Here is a 15,496-nt window from a genome sequence, read left to right on the forward strand (position 1 = left end):
ACTGTGGGGGCTACACTTTCAGCATGAGCAAACTCCTTGACGCCTTCTGGCGCGCCGCGATGTATTGCCTGCACCCGCGGGTCATTGTGCTGTCGATCCTGCCGCTGGTGATCATGGGGGGGGTTTCGCTGACCCTGGGCTACTTCTTCTGGGACAGTGCTGCGGAAGCCATCCGCGTGCAACTTGGGAGCTTCGAGCTGGTTGATGCCATGGTTCGCTGGCTGGAGGGATTGGGCCTGGGCCAGCTGCAGTCTGTACTGCCCAAGGTGCTGCTCCTGCTTTTGATCATCCCCGTGATCATCATCGTCTCACTGCTCTTCGTGGCATTGCTCATGACGCCGGCCATGGTGGCCTTGGTGGCTGAACGGCGCTTTCCCCAGATGGAGCGCAAGCGTGGAGGCTCCCTGTTTACCAGCCTGTTCTGGTCGCTGGGCTCCACTTTGCTGGCCGTGGTGGCGCTGGTCGTTTCGATTCCGCTTTGGCTGATTCCACCGCTGATCCTGGTGCTGCCGCCGCTGATCTGGGGCTGGCTGACTTACCGTGTCATGTCTTATGACGCCATGGTGGACCACGCCAGCAGTGAAGAGCGGCGCCAGATATTCAAGGAGCATCGCCTGCCGCTGCTGGCGATCGGTGTGTTCAGCGGTTACCTGGGTGCGGCCCCCAGCCTGCTGTGGGCCTCGGGCGCGATGTTTGTGGCAATGGCGCCCATCCTGGTGCCGGTGGCCATCTGGATCTACACCCTGGTGTTTGCGTTTTCCTCGCTCTGGTTTGCGCACTATACGCTGTCGGCCCTGGAACAACTTCGCAAGAAGAATAATGCCCTGGCGCCCGACCCGCTTGCGCAAGCAGCTATTGAATCGATAGCAAATGAGCTGGCCCCCGATGCCCTCCCCGGGCCGGCGCCCAGCTTCGGCTCACTGGGCGGCAAGCCCGAATCACAACCCTGAACCCGTTACCTGACAAGCCTGAACATGACCCCACAATTCGGCCTCATCATCGTCGGCGACGAAATCCTTTCCGGCAAACGTGCCGACAAGCACCTGCCCAAAGCCATCGAACTGCTGGGCGCGCGCGGCTTGCAGCTGGCCTATGCCGACTACGTGGGCGACGACCCCGCCCGCATCACGGCCACGCTGGCGCGGGCGTTTGCCGCCGCGCGTGAACACGGCGACGTGGTCTTTTCCTGCGGCGGTATAGGGGCCACACCGGACGACCATACGCGGCAGTGCGCGGCCAAGGCGCTGGGCCTTGAGCTCGCGCTGCACCCCACGGCCAAAACCCTGATCCTTGAGCGCATGGCGGATGTGGCGAAAGAGCAGGGGACACCCTACGAGCCTGACCGCGACGACAACATCCACCGGTTGAACATGGGCGTGTTTCCGGTCGGCGCGGAGATTATTCCGAACCCCTATAACAAGATACCGGGCTTTACCTGCCGGGCGGGGCAGGGGGCGGTTCACTTCGTTCCCGGCTTCCCGGTGATGGCTTGGCCGATGATTGAATGGGTGCTCGACAACCAGTACGCCCACCTGCACCAAAAATCGCCTTACACCGAGAAGTCGGTGATCATTTTTGGGTCCATGGAGGCCATGCTCACGCCCCTGATGCTCGATATTGAAGCGGCCCATGCGGGAGTGAAAGTGTTTAGCCTGCCCAGCGTGGACCACCCGGAATATGGCCGCCATATTGAACTGGGCGTCAAAGGCGCGCCCGAGGCGGTCAATTTGGCCTATCCAGCCATGCTGGCCGGGCTGCACAAATTTGACCTGAAGTTAGGCCCCGAGTTGGTGCGTTAATTTTTTGCACCAAGCTTGTGCGTGTATGTTGATGCACGATCATGGTGCATTCGGTGCTGGCCGGTGTTTTTTGCATTTTCAGCCTGCCAAAGGCTGGAACTGAAGCCAGATCACGGCACAATCCGGGGCTTGGCGGGAAACTCAACCGCCAATGTCTGTGGCACAAAAAGTGCATTCGACAGCCCGAATAGATTTTTCAACCACCCATCCAGCAACAGGAGATTTTGATGGCAAAGACCGTCGCAGACGTCATGAAAATGGTCAAGGAAAACGAAGTCAAGTTTGTTGACTTTCGTTTTACCGATACCCGGGGCAAAGAACAGCACGTGACCGTGCCCGTGTCCCACTTTGACGAAGACAAATTCACGTCGGGCCATGCATTCGACGGCTCCTCAATTGCCGGCTGGAAGGGCATTGAAGCCTCCGACATGCAACTGATGCCTGACCCAAAGACGGCCAACATCGATCCGTTCTTTGAAGAAACCACGCTGTTCATGAGCTGCGACGTGCTTGAGCCCGCCGACGGCAAGGCCTATGACCGCGACCCGCGCTCCATCGCGCAGCGCGCAGAGGCTTACCTCAAGGCTTCCGGCCTGGGCGACACTGCTTACTTCGGCCCCGAGCCAGAATTCTTCATCTTTGACGACGTGCGCTGGAACACCGACATGTCGGGCACCTTCTTCAAGATCGAAGAATACGAAGCGCCCTGGAATTCTGGTGCCAAGCTCGAAGGCGGCAACCGCGGCCACCGTCCTACCGTCAAGGGCGGCTACTTTCCCGTGCCTCCTGTCGACAGCACGCAAGACATGCGCGCCGAAATGGCCCTGATCCTCGAGTCGCTGGGCATCCCCGTCGAAGTGTTCCACCACGAAGTGGCCGGTGCCGGCCAGAACGAAATCGGTACCCGTTTCAGCACGCTGGTTCAGCGCGCCGACTGGACCCAGGTCCTGAAATACGTCGTGCAGAACGTGGCCAACGCCTACGGCAAAACCGCCACCTTCATGCCCAAGCCTGTTGTCGGCGACAACGGCTCCGGCATGCACGTTCACCAGTCCATCTGGAAAGACGGCAAAAACCTGTTTGCCGGTGACGGCTATGCAGGCCTGTCTGATTTCGCCCTGTACTACATCGGCGGCATCATCAAGCATGCACGCGCCCTGAACGCCATCACCAACCCAGGCACCAACAGCTACAAGCGTCTGGTTCCTGGCTATGAGGCGCCGGTCAAGCTGGCTTACTCGGCCAAAAACCGTTCGGCATCGATCCGCATTCCTTACGTTGCCAATCCAAAGGGCCGCCGTATCGAAGCGCGTTTCCCCGATCCACTGATGAACCCTTACCTGGGCTTCTCGGCCCTGATGATGGCGGGTCTGGACGGCGTGGAAAACAAGATCCATCCCGGCGAAGCCGCCACCAAGGATCTGTACCATCTGCCACCCGAGGAAGATGCAAAAGTACCAACCGTGTGCCACAGCCTGGACCAGGCGCTGGACGCACTCGACGTGGGCCGCAGCTTCCTGACCAAGGGCGGTGTGTTCACCGACAGCATGATCGACGCCTACATTGAACTGAAGATGGGTGAAGTGACCCGCCTGCGCCAGGCGACCCACCCTATCGAATTCGAGATGTACTACTCCCTGTAATCAGGGGGGCGAAAGCCCAACCGCCTACTGTTTATTTACACAGTTTGTGGTCAAAAAAGGACGGCATATGCCGTCCTTTTTTATTGCCCAAGCCGGTTGTGGGTTTGCTGGCTTTGTATTTCGGCGCCTTTGCCGCATACTGATAGACCGTCCTCGCCCTTATTGGGCATCGGGAGTACCTATGAAACACACCTTATTGCTTTCTACCTTGTCGTTGCTGCTGGCTGGCGCGGGGAATGCTGCATGGGCGCAGCAGGTATACCGCTGCGCAGGAGTCGGGGGTGCGGCCCCTGAATACATCAACAACACAAAAGACGCCCAAACCCGGAGCTGCAAACTGCTGTCCGGCGGCAATGTGACGGTGATGCAGAGCACGCCGGTGCCCAAAGCCGCGGTTCGCGTGGCTGCGGCCGCAGGCTCCAGTGGCCCGCGCACCGATGGTAGCCCCGAACAGCGGACCCGCGACAACGATTCGCGCGCCATCCTTGAGGCCGAGTTGAAAAAGGCCGAAGCCAAGCTGGCCGAGCAGCAAAAAGAATTCAACAACGGTGAACCTGAAAAACAGGGCATTGAGAGCCGTAATTACCAGCGCTACCTGGACCGCGTGGCCGAGCTCAAGGACAGCATCACCCGTAACCAGAGTGACATTGCCGGCCTGAAGCGCGAAATTTCCCGCCTGCCTGCCCCGGCCTCAGCCGCCGTCGTCAATTAAACCAAGGCGATAAGCCGCGGCGAGCCGGCTTCTGGAGGAAAATGGATGGCTTGAACAAGCCCTCCATCCGTGCCGCTTTATCGTCCGTCCCGGTCACCGGACTTCCCCCCCGCTTTCAGGCGTTTGACCTGCTGGCCACGCTGGTGGCTGTGGTGCGTACCGACGGCACTGTGGTGTTTGCCAATGCCGCGCTGGAAGACGCGCTGGGCACCTCGCGGCGGACCATTGAAGGCTCGCAGCTCCCCGATTGCTTTACCGAGCCGCTCATTTTGCAAAATGCGCTGGAGGGCGCGGGCAGCAATGAATTTGCCGCCCTGCGTTACGACGCGTGGCTCAGGCGCCTGAACCACGAACCGCTGCCCGTGCATGTGGTGGTGGCGCAAACCGACACCCCGGGTGAGGCGATTGTGGAGCTGCTGCCGCTGGAGCAGCAGGCCAAGCAGGAGCGCGAAGAGCGCCTGATCGACCAGGCGCAGGCCAACAAGGAGTTGATCCGCAACCTGGCCCACGAGATCAAAAACCCCTTGGGCGGTATTCGCGGCGCTGCGCAGTTGCTGCAGATGGAAATCGGCAAGGACCTGACCGAGTACACCCAGGTCATCATCCATGAGGCAGACCGCCTGCAGACGCTGGTAGATCGCCTGCTGGCCCCGCACCGCCGCCCGCACTTGGTGGGCGATGTCAATATTCACGAAGTGTGTGAGCGCGTGCGCTCCCTGATCCTGGCGGAGTTCCCAAAAGGTTTGAGGGTTACACGCGACTACGACATCTCGATTCCTGATTTCCGCGGAGACCGCGAACAGCTCATTCAGGCGGTGTTGAACATCGCACACAACGCCGCGCAGGCTTTGGTGGAACGGGTGGCGGCAGGCAATGCGCACATCACTTTCAGGACAAGAATCGCCAGGCAGGTAACTTTTGGCAAGCAGCGCTATCGCTTGGCATTGGAATTGCATGTTATCGACAATGGACCGGGTGTGCCGGACTCCATCAAAGACCGCATCTTCTATCCGCTGGTATCCGGGCGGGAAGGTGGTTCGGGGCTGGGGCTGACATTGGCGCAAACCTTTGTCCAGCAACACCACGGTTTGATTGAGTGCGACAGTGTGCCGGGCCGTACAGATTTCAAGCTGCTTATACCGCTGCCTTGAAATGTGTTCTCAGCCATGATTGATACATAACGCGATCGTGCAGAGGGTTCCAGAAAGCCCTGCATTGAAAGCACGAAAAAAGGGACTGCACTACATGAAACCGATCTGGATCGTTGATGATGACCAGTCCATCCGGTTTGTTCTGGAAAAGGCCCTGCTCCGCGAGGACCTTCCTACGCGCAGTTTCACCAATCCCCGCGAAGTTCTTGCCGCACTGGAAAGCGCGACGGAGGATGAAGGGCCGCAAATTCTTGTGAGCGACATACGCATGCCGGGCGGCTCTGGCCTCGACCTGCTCGAAAAGGTCAAGGAAAAACTCCCCGGCCTGCCGGTCATCATCATGACCGCGTTCTCCGACCTCGACAGCGCGGTGTCCGCCTTCCAGGGCGGCGCTTTCGAATACCTGCCCAAGCCGTTTGACTTGCCAAAGGCGGTAGAACTCATTCGCCGCGCAGTGGAAGAAAGCCAGCGCGAAGAGGTGGCTGAAGAGCGCATGGCCTCCGCGCCCGAAATGCTTGGCCAGGCGCCGGCCATGCAGGACGTTTTCCGCGCCATCGGACGGCTGAGCCAGAGCATGGTGACCGTGATGATCACCGGTGAGTCCGGTTCAGGCAAGGAACTGGTGGCGCGTGCGCTGCACAAGCATTCGCCGCGCGCCAACGGGCCCTTTGTGGCCATCAATACCGCGGCCATCCCCAAGGATTTGTTGGAAAGCGAACTGTTCGGTCATGAGCGCGGCGCGTTCACCGGCGCGCAGACCATGCGGCGCGGCCGCTTTGAACAAGCTGAGGGCGGTACGCTCTTTCTCGATGAAATCGGCGACATGCCGTTTGACTTGCAGACGCGCCTTTTGCGTGTGCTGAGTGACGGCCATTTCTACCGCGTCGGCGGGCACAACGCCGTCAAGGCCAATGTGCGCGTGATCGCTGCCACTCACCAGGACCTGGAGCAACGCGTCAAGGAGGGCGGCTTCCGCGAAGATCTGTTCCACCGACTCAATGTGATCCGCCTGCGCCTGCCCGCACTGCGCGAGCGGCGCGAGGATGTCTTCATGCTGACACGCCACTTCCTGCAACAAAGCGCCAAGCAGCTCGGTGTGGAGCCCAAGCGGATTTCCGATACAGCGCTGCAGCAGCTCAGCAACTTTGGTTTTCCCGGCAATGTGCGCCAGCTCGAAAACATTTGCCACTGGCTCACCGTCATGGCGCCGGCGCAGGTGATTGAGCCCAAGGATCTTCCGCCCGAAGTGCTGGGCATTGTTCCCGAATCGGGCAGAAACCCCGTTTTCGCAGAGAAGGTTGGGGCGGCCAAAGCGGAGTGGTCGGCAGGCGCCGCGGAGAAAACTCCTGCCAGCCATGGGGCTGAAGCGGCCGTACCGGTTCCGCCGGTCTCTGGCCCTGAACAAAGCTGGGAAAGTGGTCTTGAAGCAGAAGCCCTGGCGTTGCTGGCGACCGGTCGCAGCGATGTGTGGGATGTGCTGACCCGGCGTTTTGAATCCAAGCTGATTCAGACCGCACTGGTCAATACACGCGGGCGCCGCATTGAGGCCGCTCAAAAGTTAGGCATAGGCCGCAATACCATCACGCGCAAGATTCAGGAGCTCAACCTGGAGTGAATGTGGCCCCCACGGTGGATGTGGCCCCCACGGTCGCTCACTTCGTGTAGCTTCCTGCCCCCCGAGGGGGCCCCCCGCCTGCGGTCTGGCAAAGCCAGTCCCGCGGCTCATGCTGGTTTTAAGAGTTCAGTGCGTAAGCAGTGAGGGCTGGTATTCACCAGTGGGCAGCCGCGGAACCGGCTTTGCCGGGCCGCAGGCGCCGCCCCCTTGAGGGGGGAACAAGCTACACGCAGTGAGCTTGGACAGGGGTGCATCACTTTTGGGGGAACGGGCTACACGAAGTGAGCCTGGACGGGGGTCAGCCCAGCTCCACGGTCACCGGCGCATGGTCGCTGGGCTTTTCCCATTTGCGGGGCACGCGGTCTATGGTGCAGCCTTTGACTTGCGGCTTCAGGGCGTCGCTGACCAGGATGTGGTCGATGCGCAGGCCGCGGTTCTTCTGGTAGCCCAGCATGCGGTAGTCCCACCACGAAAAGCTTTTGGGCGGCTGCTCGAACATGCGGAAACTGTCGGTCAGGCCCAGCGCCACCAGCTGGCGGAAATGCTCACGCTCTTCCTTCGTGTGGTGAATGGTGTCGCGCAAGCCCTCCGGGTCGAACGAATCCTGATCTTCCGGTGTGATGTTGAAGTCGCCCAGCAACACCAGTTGTGGGTGGGCTGCCATCTCCGCGCGTACATAAGCCTGCAGACCTCCCAGCCAGCGCATCTTGTAGGCGAACTTTTCGCTGCCGGGCTCCTGCCCATTGACGAAATAGCCGTTCAGCACCCGGACGGGTCCCGCAGGGCCATCCACCGTGGCGGCAATGACGCGTGAATGCTCGTCTTCAAAACCGACAATGTTTTTCACGACATCACGCAGCGGCGTGCGCGACAGGATGGCCACGCCGTTGTAAGTTTTCTGGCCGAAAGCGGCGGCTTCATAGCCGGCGGCCTTGAGCGCTTCCAGCGGGAACTTGTCGTCCGTCATCTTGAGCTCTTGCAGGCACAACACATCGACCGGATTGGCCGCAAGCCAGTTCAGCACATGCGCGAGCCGCGCAGTGAGGGAGTTGACGTTCCAGGTGGAAATTTTCATGATTTAGTGCTCCAGCCCAATAAGGACCTGCGCCAGCAGCTATCAAATATGTAGCAAGGCAAATACGCCGATGACCAGCCCCACACCGGCCACGACGAACATGCCGTATTCAAGCCACTTCTTGCGGGTCAGCAGCGCAATGGCCGCAAGGGCAATGGCCACCTGCAGCACCGTGGTGGCCTGCGCCCAGCGGTGGTGCTGGTGCATCTGCTCATCGGACGACTTGTCCCAGGTGGTGGCTTCGGCTTCTAGCTTCTCGGCGCCGGCCTTGATCTCATTCTTTTCCTTTTCGTAGCGGTCTACCTTGCCCTGGTAGCCGGCTTTTTTGTCCTCAGGCGCCAGGTCGCGGGCGAGTTCGGCCAGCGACTGCTTGGTGCTTTTCGACTGGAAGTAATTCCACTGGTTGGAAGCTTCCGTCTTCTTGATGGCCGCGTTGTTTTTATACAAGCCCGCATTGGCCTGCGTGGCACCGCCCATGTAGGCAAAGATGGCGCCTATGGTGGCAATGATGGCCGTGATGACCGCGATTTGCGCGATCATGCCGCCGTTGTCGTGGCCGCCGTGGCCGCCTTGAGCCGCATGCTCGAGCTCATGGTCGTGGGGCCCGTGTACGTGAAATCCGCCTCCTGACATATCTGTTTCCCTCGTGTGTGTGTTGTTATCTGTTATGGATGGTTTTATTTTTGGTAGGTGATGAAGCTGAACTTCATTCCGTTGGCCGACACGTGATTTTCACGTGCGGCCTCCCGCCATTCGGGCCCCAAGGGCGGCGCGTAGGCGTCGCCCTCAATAGTTTCGGCGATCTCTGTGACTTCTATGCGATCTGCCAGCGGCATCGCCTGCGCGTAAATCTGCGCGCCGCCCAGGATCCACACCTCGGCTGAAGATGCGCACAGCGCCAGCGCGTCGGCCAGGCTCGCGGCCGTTTCGGCGCCGGTGTCTTTCCAGTCAGGCTGCCGCGTGATGACGATGTTGGTGCGGCCGGGCAGCGGGCGGAATTTCACCGGCAATGAATCCCAGGTCTTGCGGCCCATGATGACCGGCCAGCCGGTCGTCAGGCGCTTTAAGCGCGCCATGTCTTCCGGCAGGCGCCAGGGGATGGTGTTGTCGCGGCCAATCACGCCGTTGGCGGCGCGGGCGAAGATCATGTGGATTTTCATGGTGTTCAGAGGGAATCGATCCGGATGATATCCAGATTCAGGGGCCTGGCCGGCGCGATGATCGCGCTGCCGGGAACTGCTTGCAGTTGCTTGAGCAGGCGTGGATTGAGCGCCTCGGAGGTATAGACAGTGTGCACCATCGCCAGTTGGTCGGGCGGTGTGACGGCCTGAAGGTAGTCCTGGTAACGCGAGCGAAGCGCGTCTTCGCCAAGGCCGGTTGTGTGGGCTTGCTCATGGTCAATCCGCACCACGAGGATATTCACGGTATGAGACAGGCCTGCCGCGTCGGGCAGGTCCAGCTGCACGGCCCAGCAGCCGTCGGTCAGTGATTCACCCGCCAGCACCTCCGCCAGAAGCGGCGCCGCACCGGGTGCGATGGCGCGTACAGGGCGGCACAGGAGGGCCTCCCACAACTGCTCGTACAGCGGCGTCAGCCTCCTGTGCGTGTAGCGGCGGCGTATGACGGCTTCACGTGCGGCCTTCGGGTCGCCGTGCGATGCGAGATAGCCGCAAATGACGTTCTGCGCCCCGAGGGCGATGCGTTTGTCCAGCCGGATCGATTGCCGCAATTCCTCGACGCCGGCGTTGTCGCCTCTTTCGAGCAACGCCAGGCCGAAGTAGAACCGGGCCATGGCCATTTCGGGATGGCGGGCGGCCGCTGCAGACAGCAGGGTCAGGCTTGAGTCGTCGCTCTGCAACTGCTCTTGCACAATCGCCGTCGCCAGTTCGGTCTGGGCGGGCGTTTGTTCGGAGAAGAGCACATGCACCCCACCGGCCACCAGCCACCGCATCCGCAGGTGTTCGAATCGCCAGTCGGCCTGCGTGTTTTTCTGCCAATCCTCATTGCAGGCCGACAAAACCCGGGCCCATTCCTTGCCGAGAAGCATGTCTCCGGCGCAGGGCGAGCTTTCAACCGGCGGCGGCTCGACCTGCAGGCCGAGCGCCGCCGCACGTTCATGCAGCGGCGGGTGGGTGTCTTGCGCACGCCGTGGGCGGCTGGCTCCCTCCGCGAGCGCCTGCGGCATGAAGCTGCCATGGGCCTCGACAAAATCGGATGTCAGCCCCCAGAAGTTGCCGGGCGCTTGCGCCGATTGCATGCGCAGGTTGCTCAATTGCGTGGGCAGTTTCCGGGCCAGAAGAAAAGAAATAAATTCCAGCCTGGCAAGAGCGTCGGTGAGGTGGCGCGCTGAGGAAGTCCGCGCTGCGACGGCGTCGGCCTCGAATTCACACTGGCGGGACCAGCTGGATGATCGCGAGACAAAGTAGGGAACAAACCAGGACGCGATGGCCTTCAGCCCCCCATCCACGAAGCTGTCGTTGCCTTGCATGTGAAGGTAGTGGTCCCATTTGGCCCGCACCCTGTAGATCCAGTGACCCAGACGCCCGTGGTTGCGGGAAAAGTGCCCCAGCTCGTGCGCGATGACGGCTTTCACTTCGTCCTTGTTCAGCATCTTCAGCAAGGGGACACCCAGTATGAGAGTGCGGCGGCTGCCAAACAACGACAGGAAGCCGCCGGTTTGATAAGCCGCCGCGTTCAGTTCGTTGTCCAGCACGATGCGGTGGATGCGCGGCGCCGCGGCGCTGGTACACAAGCCGTCCACCATCTCAAAGAGCGCGGGTGCTTCTTCACGGCGAATGGTGTGCCGGCCAACCGTGCCGGGCGAGGGCTGGACCAGCCACCACAGGAAGAGAAAGGCCGCGAGGCCAAACACCGCGGCAAAACCGGGTCCCCAAATGGCGGCCTGAAGCATCACGAAGGGCGCGATCGGCAAGATGACCACCGTCACAAAGATCAGCTCCGAGGCCAGAGCCAGCAGTGTGAGTGAAAACCGTTGCCGCGAATTGAACGTGGAAGCCGGCGCTGCGGAGGGAGCGCCTGCCTGCACGGATGTCACACCGCTACCGGCGCCTTGATGGCGTCGTGATGCTGATACTCGAGAAACTCAAAATCTTCAAACTGATAGTCAAAGATCGATTCGGGTTTGCGCTTGATCTGCAGCGTGGGGTAGGCAAAAGGCTTGCGGCTCAGCTGCAAGGCCACCTGCTCATGGTGGTTGCTGTAGATGTGGCAGTCGCCACCGGTCCAGATGAAATCACCCACACCCAGGCCGCATTGTTGCGCCACCATGTGGGTGAGGAGAGCGTAGCTGGCAATGTTGAAAGGCACGCCCAGGAAAATGTCAGCGCTGCGCTGGTAGAGCTGGCAACTCAGTTTGCCGGGCTGACCCTGGACTTCAGATGGCGCCACATAGAACTGGAAAAACGCGTGGCAGGGCATGAGCGCCATCTTGGAGAGGTCGGCCACGTTCCAGGCGCTCACGATGATGCGGCGCGAATCAGGGTTGGTCTTCAGCGTCTTGATGACTTCGCTGATCTGGTCGATGTGGCCGCCATCCGGCGTTGGCCAGCTGCGCCATTGCACGCCATAAACCGGGCCCAGGTCACCGTCTTCGCGCGCCCATTCGTCCCAGATCGTGACGCCGCGTTCCTTGAGCCAGTTGTTGTCGCTCGATCCCTGCAGAAACCACAGCAGCTCATGCACGATGGATTTGAGGTGAACCTTTTTGGTGGTCACCAGCGGAAAGCCCTCATTCAGGTCAAAGCGCATCTGGTAGCCGAACACGCTTTTCGTGCCGGTGCCGGTGCGGTCGGCCTTGAAGGCGCCGTGGGTGTCCACATGGCGCATGAAATCTTCATATTGAGAGCGGATGGAGCGGGTCATTTACAACCAGTCGGCTTGGGGTCAGGAGGGGGGSGGGGGCCGGCGGGGCGGCGTGCGGCCAAAGGTTTAATTATGCCTTTAGCACCCGTCCCGGGTTCATCAGGTTATGAGGGTCCAGGCCCTGTTTGATGGCGCGCATCATGTCCAGAGCCACAGGTGATTTGTGCTTGGGCAGCGTGTTGACCTTGAGGCTCCCCACACCGTGTTCGGCCGAGATCGAGCCCCGGTAGCGGTCCACCGCTTCGTAGACCAGGGCATTCATGGGCGTCTCCTGCTCGTTCAGGAAACGTGCCTGGTCTTCATTCTCCGGCGCCTGCACGTTGTAGTGCAGGTTGCCGTCGCCCAGGTGGCCGTAGACGACCATGCGCGCGCCGGGAAAACGCGCGAGCAGCAGGGCATTGGTTTCAGTCACGAATTCGGGGATGCGCGACACGTTGATCGAGATGTCGTGCTTGATGTTCAGGCCTTCTTCGGCCTGCGCCATCGGGATGCTTTCACGGATGTGCCACAGTGCGTGCGCCTGCGCCATGCTCTCGGCGACCACGGCGTCGGCAACGCAACCGGCTTCCATGGCGGCTTCCAGCAAGCGTTCGAAGCATTCACGCGCATGGGCTTCGGATTCGTTGTCCGAGTTCTCCAGAACCACGCACCAGGCGTGCTCTTGCCAGAAAGGCACGCGTTGTTGCGGGAAGTGCCTGGCCACCAGGCCCAGTGCGAACTGGCCCATGACTTCGAAACCGGTCAGGCCGGAGCCCAGGTGCTCATGCGCCAGGCCCAGCAGCTGTACGGCGGCCTCAAGCGACGGCACGGCCGCAAAGGCGGTGAGCTGGGATTTGGGCATGGGATACAGCTTCATGATGGCGCCGGTGATCACGCCCAGCGTGCCTTCGCTGCCGATGAACAGGTGGCGCAGGTCGTAGCCGGTGTTGTCTTTTCGCAGGCCAGAGAGGCCGTCCCAGATTTCGCCCTGCGCGTTGACGACTTCCAGGCCCAAGCAGAGGTCGCGCGTATTGCCGTAGCGCACGACCTGGGTGCCGCCGGCGTTGGTGCCGAGGTTGCCGCCAATGGTGCAGCTTCCTTCCGAGGCCAGACTCAGGGGAAACAGGAAACCGGCTTTTTCGCAGGCTTCCTGCAGGTTTTGCAGCACGCAGCCGGCATCGACCGTGATGGTCAGGTTGCCGGCGTCCAGCGTGCGCACCTTGTTCATGCGTGTCAGGCTGAGCACGACCTGCGTGCCGGTGTCGTCGGGTGTCGACCCTACCACCATGCCGGTATTGCCGCCTTGCGGCACGATGCTCACGCGTGCTGCGGCGCAGGCTTTCACCACGGCCGCGACTTCAGGCGTGGAGCCAGGACGCACCACGGCCAGGGCCTTGCCGGTTTCGCGCCTGCGCCAGTCCTGTACCCAGGGCGTCAGGTCGCCATCAATCAGGACATTGGGTGCGCCGACGATCTGGCGCAGGGACTCAATCAGTTGGGTGTGTGTGCTCACGATGTTCGGCTTCAGGTTAAGGGGTTGATGGATTTGAGGCGCTGGAAGCGGTGGAGGCGTTTTTCAGCCGCACCCGCACATGCATCGCGCAGGCGACAAACAGCGTGAGGCACAGCAGTACCTCGATGAAGGCCAGGTAGTTGCCGGGGGCGCGGTCGCTCCAGGCCCGCACCACGCCTTCGGTGAAATAAAGCCACACCAGCAGGCTGACCCAGCGGTAGGTGTACATGCGGTTTTTCATGATGCCGGCCAGCGGGATGCACAGCGGCAGCACTTTGAGCGCCAGTAATGAGCCGCCCGGGCGTATGGGCGCCAGCCACATTTCCCAGGCCAGGCCCAGCACGATAAGGCCCAGCAGGCTGGCCAGCGCGAGCCGGCGGGTGATGTCAATTTGCGTTGTTTTGTTCATGGTCATGGGAACCCGCTGGACCGTCAACAGGTTCAAGGTCAGTGGCATGATACCGGGGATGAAATTTCAGCAATATCTCGAGGACCTCTTGAGCGACCTGTCGCGCTTTCCATGGCGTGGCACAGCGCTCACGCTGCGTGACCGTTTCCGGGAAGACCACATGGGCCTGACCGCCAGCAGCCTGACCTTCACCACCTCGATCGCGCTGGTGCCGTTTTTTACGGTGGCGCTGGCCATCTTTACGGCCTTCCCGATGTTCTCGAAGTTGCAGGGCGCCCTGCAGGCCTGGCTGATTCAGAGCCTGATCCCCGACAACATCGCCCGCCAGGTGCTGGGTTACCTGACGCAATTCAGCCGCCAGGCCAATAAGCTGGGCATCGCGGGCCTGGCCGTGCTTCTGGTCACGGCCATCGCGCTCATCCTGACCATTGACCGAACGCTCAACGGTATCTGGCGCGTCAAAAAGGCGCGGCCACTGACGCAGCGTGTGCTCATTTATTGGGCTGCCATTACCTTGGGGCCGCTGCTGCTGGCGGCCAGCCTGGCGGTCACTTCTTATGTGCTGTCGGCCTCGGGCGGCCTGGTGGGCGCTTTGCCCGTCAGCCTGCGTTTTCTGCTCAGCGTTCTGCAGTTTTTCCTGGTGGCGGGGGGCATGGCGGCGATGTACCGCTATGTGCCCAATACCTACGTGAAGTGGTCGCATGCCTGGGTAGGGGGCCTGTTTGTGGCTGCGGGCATCGAGGTGGCCAAACGCGTGCTGAGCCTGTATCTGGGCGCCGTGCCGACCTATTCGCTGGTGTATGGCGCGTTCGCTACCTTGCCCATCCTCCTTGTATGGATTTATGTGTCCTGGGTCATCGTGCTGATGGGCGCTGTGATTGCCGCGTACCTGCCCAGTCTCCTGGCCGGAGTGGCCCGTCGCGGCAGCGCGCATGGCTGGCATTTCCAGCTGGCCATTGAAGTGCTCCAGCAGTTGCACCGGGCACTGGCTACCCCGCGCAAGGGCGTCAGCGCTTCGCAGCTGGCCGAGCTGCTTCAGGTGGACGGGCTGCAGCTGGAGCCGGTACTGGAAACACTGGTTGCCCTGGACTGGGTAGGCCAGCTCAATGAAGCCGAGGGCGAGGTAGAAGCCCGTTACCTGCTGCTGGCCGATCCCGACGCCACGCCGCTGGAGCCGCTGATACAGCAACTTCTGCTGGACAAAGCCGAAGCGGTCCAGGGCCTCTGGGAAAAGGCCCGGTGGCCGGCCATACGGCTGCGCGACGCGCTGTAAACCGCCAACTCCGACCCGCCAATCCCCGCACAGCAGGTTTCGGGGCTAGTCCATCCGGACTAAAAACCAGTCGCTGTTTGGGGATATTTGTGCCTGCCGGCGTGTTGTAACAAAATCTGATTTTTGATTTTTTCACGCACTGACAATGCCATCAAAAACACCAGCCAGGGAAAAATTGGACGGCGCCATTGCCCATGAACGGCAGGCGCACCAGGAAGCCCGACAGATCTACGAAGAGCTGACGGCGAAAATGTGGGCCTACCAGACCGGCAAGGGCCCGGCGCCCACCAATAAAGACTTCGAAATGTGGAGTCAGGCCGTGGAGCAGCGCGTCAAGGTCAAGCAGTTGGGCATCCGGGTAGACGGCGAGTCCGGCCTTTAATTTTTTTGCGTCGCGCCTTCGCGGCGGGTCAAGCGCATACCCGCGTCGTTTTGCCCTCCTGAC

Annotated in this window: 15 protein-coding genes; 8 read left to right on the plus strand and 7 right to left on the minus strand. The window is 61.1% G+C overall.

Annotated elements, in window-relative coordinates; translation table 11 throughout:
• Positions 1 to 23 precede the first annotated feature (23 nt).
• The 6 genes from AC1DY9_RS01445 (at position 24) to ntrC (ending at position 6,920) form a co-directional block, all read left to right on the plus strand.
• On the plus strand, positions 24 to 950 hold the full coding sequence (locus AC1DY9_RS01445) for an EI24 domain-containing protein (protein ID WP_477665630.1): 927 nt from the start codon (positions 24 to 26) through the stop codon (positions 948 to 950).
• A 24-nt stretch (positions 951 to 974) separates the two neighbouring features.
• Positions 975 to 1,799 carry a competence/damage-inducible protein A gene (locus tag AC1DY9_RS01450; protein ID WP_477665631.1) on the plus strand — a complete coding sequence of 275 codons (825 nt, stop codon included), beginning with the start codon at positions 975 to 977 and terminating at the stop codon, positions 1,797 to 1,799.
• Positions 1,800 to 2,026: 227 nt separating this feature from the next.
• Positions 2,027 to 3,442, plus strand: coding sequence for a type I glutamate--ammonia ligase (gene glnA, locus AC1DY9_RS01455; RefSeq protein WP_431097519.1), 1,416 nt, complete (start codon positions 2,027 to 2,029; stop codon positions 3,440 to 3,442).
• 181 nt (positions 3,443 to 3,623) lie between these two features.
• The gene (locus tag AC1DY9_RS01460; protein ID WP_477665632.1) at positions 3,624 to 4,154 is read left to right on the plus strand and encodes a hypothetical protein; all 531 of its coding nucleotides are present in this window, start codon (positions 3,624 to 3,626) and stop codon (positions 4,152 to 4,154) included.
• 41 nt (positions 4,155 to 4,195) lie between these two features.
• A complete protein-coding gene (glnL, locus tag AC1DY9_RS01465) occupies positions 4,196 to 5,305 on the plus strand; it encodes a nitrogen regulation protein NR(II) (RefSeq protein WP_477665633.1) in 1,110 nt (369 codons plus the stop codon).
• Positions 5,306 to 5,399: 94 nt separating this feature from the next.
• A complete protein-coding gene (gene ntrC, locus AC1DY9_RS01470; protein ID WP_477665634.1) occupies positions 5,400 to 6,920 on the plus strand; it encodes a nitrogen regulation protein NR(I) in 1,521 nt (506 codons plus the stop codon).
• 298 nt (positions 6,921 to 7,218) lie between these two features.
• On the opposite strand, the gene xth is transcribed toward ntrC, so the two are convergent.
• The 7 genes from xth to AC1DY9_RS01505 all read right to left on the minus strand — a co-directional run bounded on the left by xth (position 7,219) and on the right by AC1DY9_RS01505 (position 13,778).
• A complete protein-coding gene (xth, locus tag AC1DY9_RS01475; protein WP_477665635.1) occupies positions 7,219 to 7,995 on the minus strand; it encodes an exodeoxyribonuclease III in 777 nt (258 codons plus the stop codon).
• 42 nt (positions 7,996 to 8,037) lie between these two features.
• The gene (locus tag AC1DY9_RS01480) at positions 8,038 to 8,628 is read right to left on the minus strand and encodes a DUF4337 domain-containing protein (RefSeq protein ID WP_477665636.1); all 591 of its coding nucleotides are present in this window, start codon (positions 8,626 to 8,628) and stop codon (positions 8,038 to 8,040) included.
• Between the two features lie 44 nt (positions 8,629 to 8,672).
• On the minus strand, positions 8,673 to 9,155 hold the full coding sequence (locus tag AC1DY9_RS01485; protein WP_457280083.1) for a dihydrofolate reductase: 483 nt from the start codon (positions 9,153 to 9,155) through the stop codon (positions 8,673 to 8,675).
• Between the two features lie 5 nt (positions 9,156 to 9,160).
• The gene (locus AC1DY9_RS01490) at positions 9,161 to 11,050 is read right to left on the minus strand and encodes a M48 family metallopeptidase (RefSeq protein ID WP_477665637.1); all 1,890 of its coding nucleotides are present in this window, start codon (positions 11,048 to 11,050) and stop codon (positions 9,161 to 9,163) included.
• Entirely contained in the window at positions 11,047 to 11,877 is an 831-nt protein-coding gene (locus AC1DY9_RS01495) for a thymidylate synthase (protein ID WP_477665638.1), read from the minus strand. The genes AC1DY9_RS01490 and AC1DY9_RS01495 overlap by 4 nt, the downstream gene beginning before the upstream one ends.
• A 70-nt stretch (positions 11,878 to 11,947) precedes the next feature.
• Positions 11,948 to 13,369 (minus strand): FAD-binding oxidoreductase, encoded by a 1,422-nt coding sequence (locus AC1DY9_RS01500; RefSeq protein ID WP_457280086.1) that lies wholly within the window; start codon positions 13,367 to 13,369, stop codon positions 11,948 to 11,950.
• Between the two features lie 16 nt (positions 13,370 to 13,385).
• The gene (locus AC1DY9_RS01505; RefSeq protein ID WP_457280087.1) at positions 13,386 to 13,778 is read right to left on the minus strand and encodes a DUF2069 domain-containing protein; all 393 of its coding nucleotides are present in this window, start codon (positions 13,776 to 13,778) and stop codon (positions 13,386 to 13,388) included.
• Positions 13,779 to 13,836: 58 nt separating this feature from the next.
• Between AC1DY9_RS01505 and AC1DY9_RS01510 the strand changes: the two genes are divergently transcribed.
• Both AC1DY9_RS01510 and AC1DY9_RS01515 read left to right on the plus strand, forming a co-directional pair.
• Positions 13,837 to 15,051 carry a YihY family inner membrane protein gene (locus AC1DY9_RS01510; protein WP_457280088.1) on the plus strand — a complete coding sequence of 405 codons (1,215 nt, stop codon included), beginning with the start codon at positions 13,837 to 13,839 and terminating at the stop codon, positions 15,049 to 15,051.
• Positions 15,052 to 15,196: 145 nt separating this feature from the next.
• Entirely contained in the window at positions 15,197 to 15,433 is a 237-nt protein-coding gene (locus AC1DY9_RS01515) for a hypothetical protein (RefSeq protein WP_457280089.1), read from the plus strand.
• The last annotated feature ends 63 nt before the right edge of the window (positions 15,434 to 15,496 follow it).

Source organism: Polaromonas sp. P1_F6 (assembly GCF_056405695.1).

Excerpts from the sequence above, each read along its gene's own strand:
- AC1DY9_RS01505 (WP_457280087.1), bottom strand. The coding sequence starts at position 13,778 with ATGAACAAAACAACGCAAATTGACATCACCCGCCGGCTCGCGCTGGCC.
- glnA (WP_431097519.1), top strand. The coding sequence starts at position 2,027 with ATGGCAAAGACCGTCGCAGACGTCATGAAAATGGTCAAGGAAAACGAA.
- AC1DY9_RS01450 (WP_477665631.1), top strand. The coding sequence starts at position 975 with ATGACCCCACAATTCGGCCTCATCATCGTCGGCGACGAAATCCTTTCC.
- ntrC (WP_477665634.1), top strand. The coding sequence starts at position 5,400 with ATGAAACCGATCTGGATCGTTGATGATGACCAGTCCATCCGGTTTGTT.
- AC1DY9_RS01460 (WP_477665632.1), top strand. The coding sequence starts at position 3,624 with ATGAAACACACCTTATTGCTTTCTACCTTGTCGTTGCTGCTGGCTGGC.
- AC1DY9_RS01510 (WP_457280088.1), top strand. The coding sequence starts at position 13,837 with ATGAAATTTCAGCAATATCTCGAGGACCTCTTGAGCGACCTGTCGCGC.
- AC1DY9_RS01480 (WP_477665636.1), bottom strand. The coding sequence starts at position 8,628 with ATGTCAGGAGGCGGATTTCACGTACACGGGCCCCACGACCATGAGCTC.
- AC1DY9_RS01485 (WP_457280083.1), bottom strand. The coding sequence starts at position 9,155 with ATGAAAATCCACATGATCTTCGCCCGCGCCGCCAACGGCGTGATTGGC.
- AC1DY9_RS01495 (WP_477665638.1), bottom strand. The coding sequence starts at position 11,877 with ATGACCCGCTCCATCCGCTCTCAATATGAAGATTTCATGCGCCATGTG.
- xth (WP_477665635.1), bottom strand. The coding sequence starts at position 7,995 with ATGAAAATTTCCACCTGGAACGTCAACTCCCTCACTGCGCGGCTCGCG.
- AC1DY9_RS01515 (WP_457280089.1), top strand. The coding sequence starts at position 15,197 with ATGCCATCAAAAACACCAGCCAGGGAAAAATTGGACGGCGCCATTGCC.
- glnL (WP_477665633.1), top strand. The coding sequence starts at position 4,196 with ATGGATGGCTTGAACAAGCCCTCCATCCGTGCCGCTTTATCGTCCGTC.
- AC1DY9_RS01445 (WP_477665630.1), top strand. The coding sequence starts at position 24 with ATGAGCAAACTCCTTGACGCCTTCTGGCGCGCCGCGATGTATTGCCTG.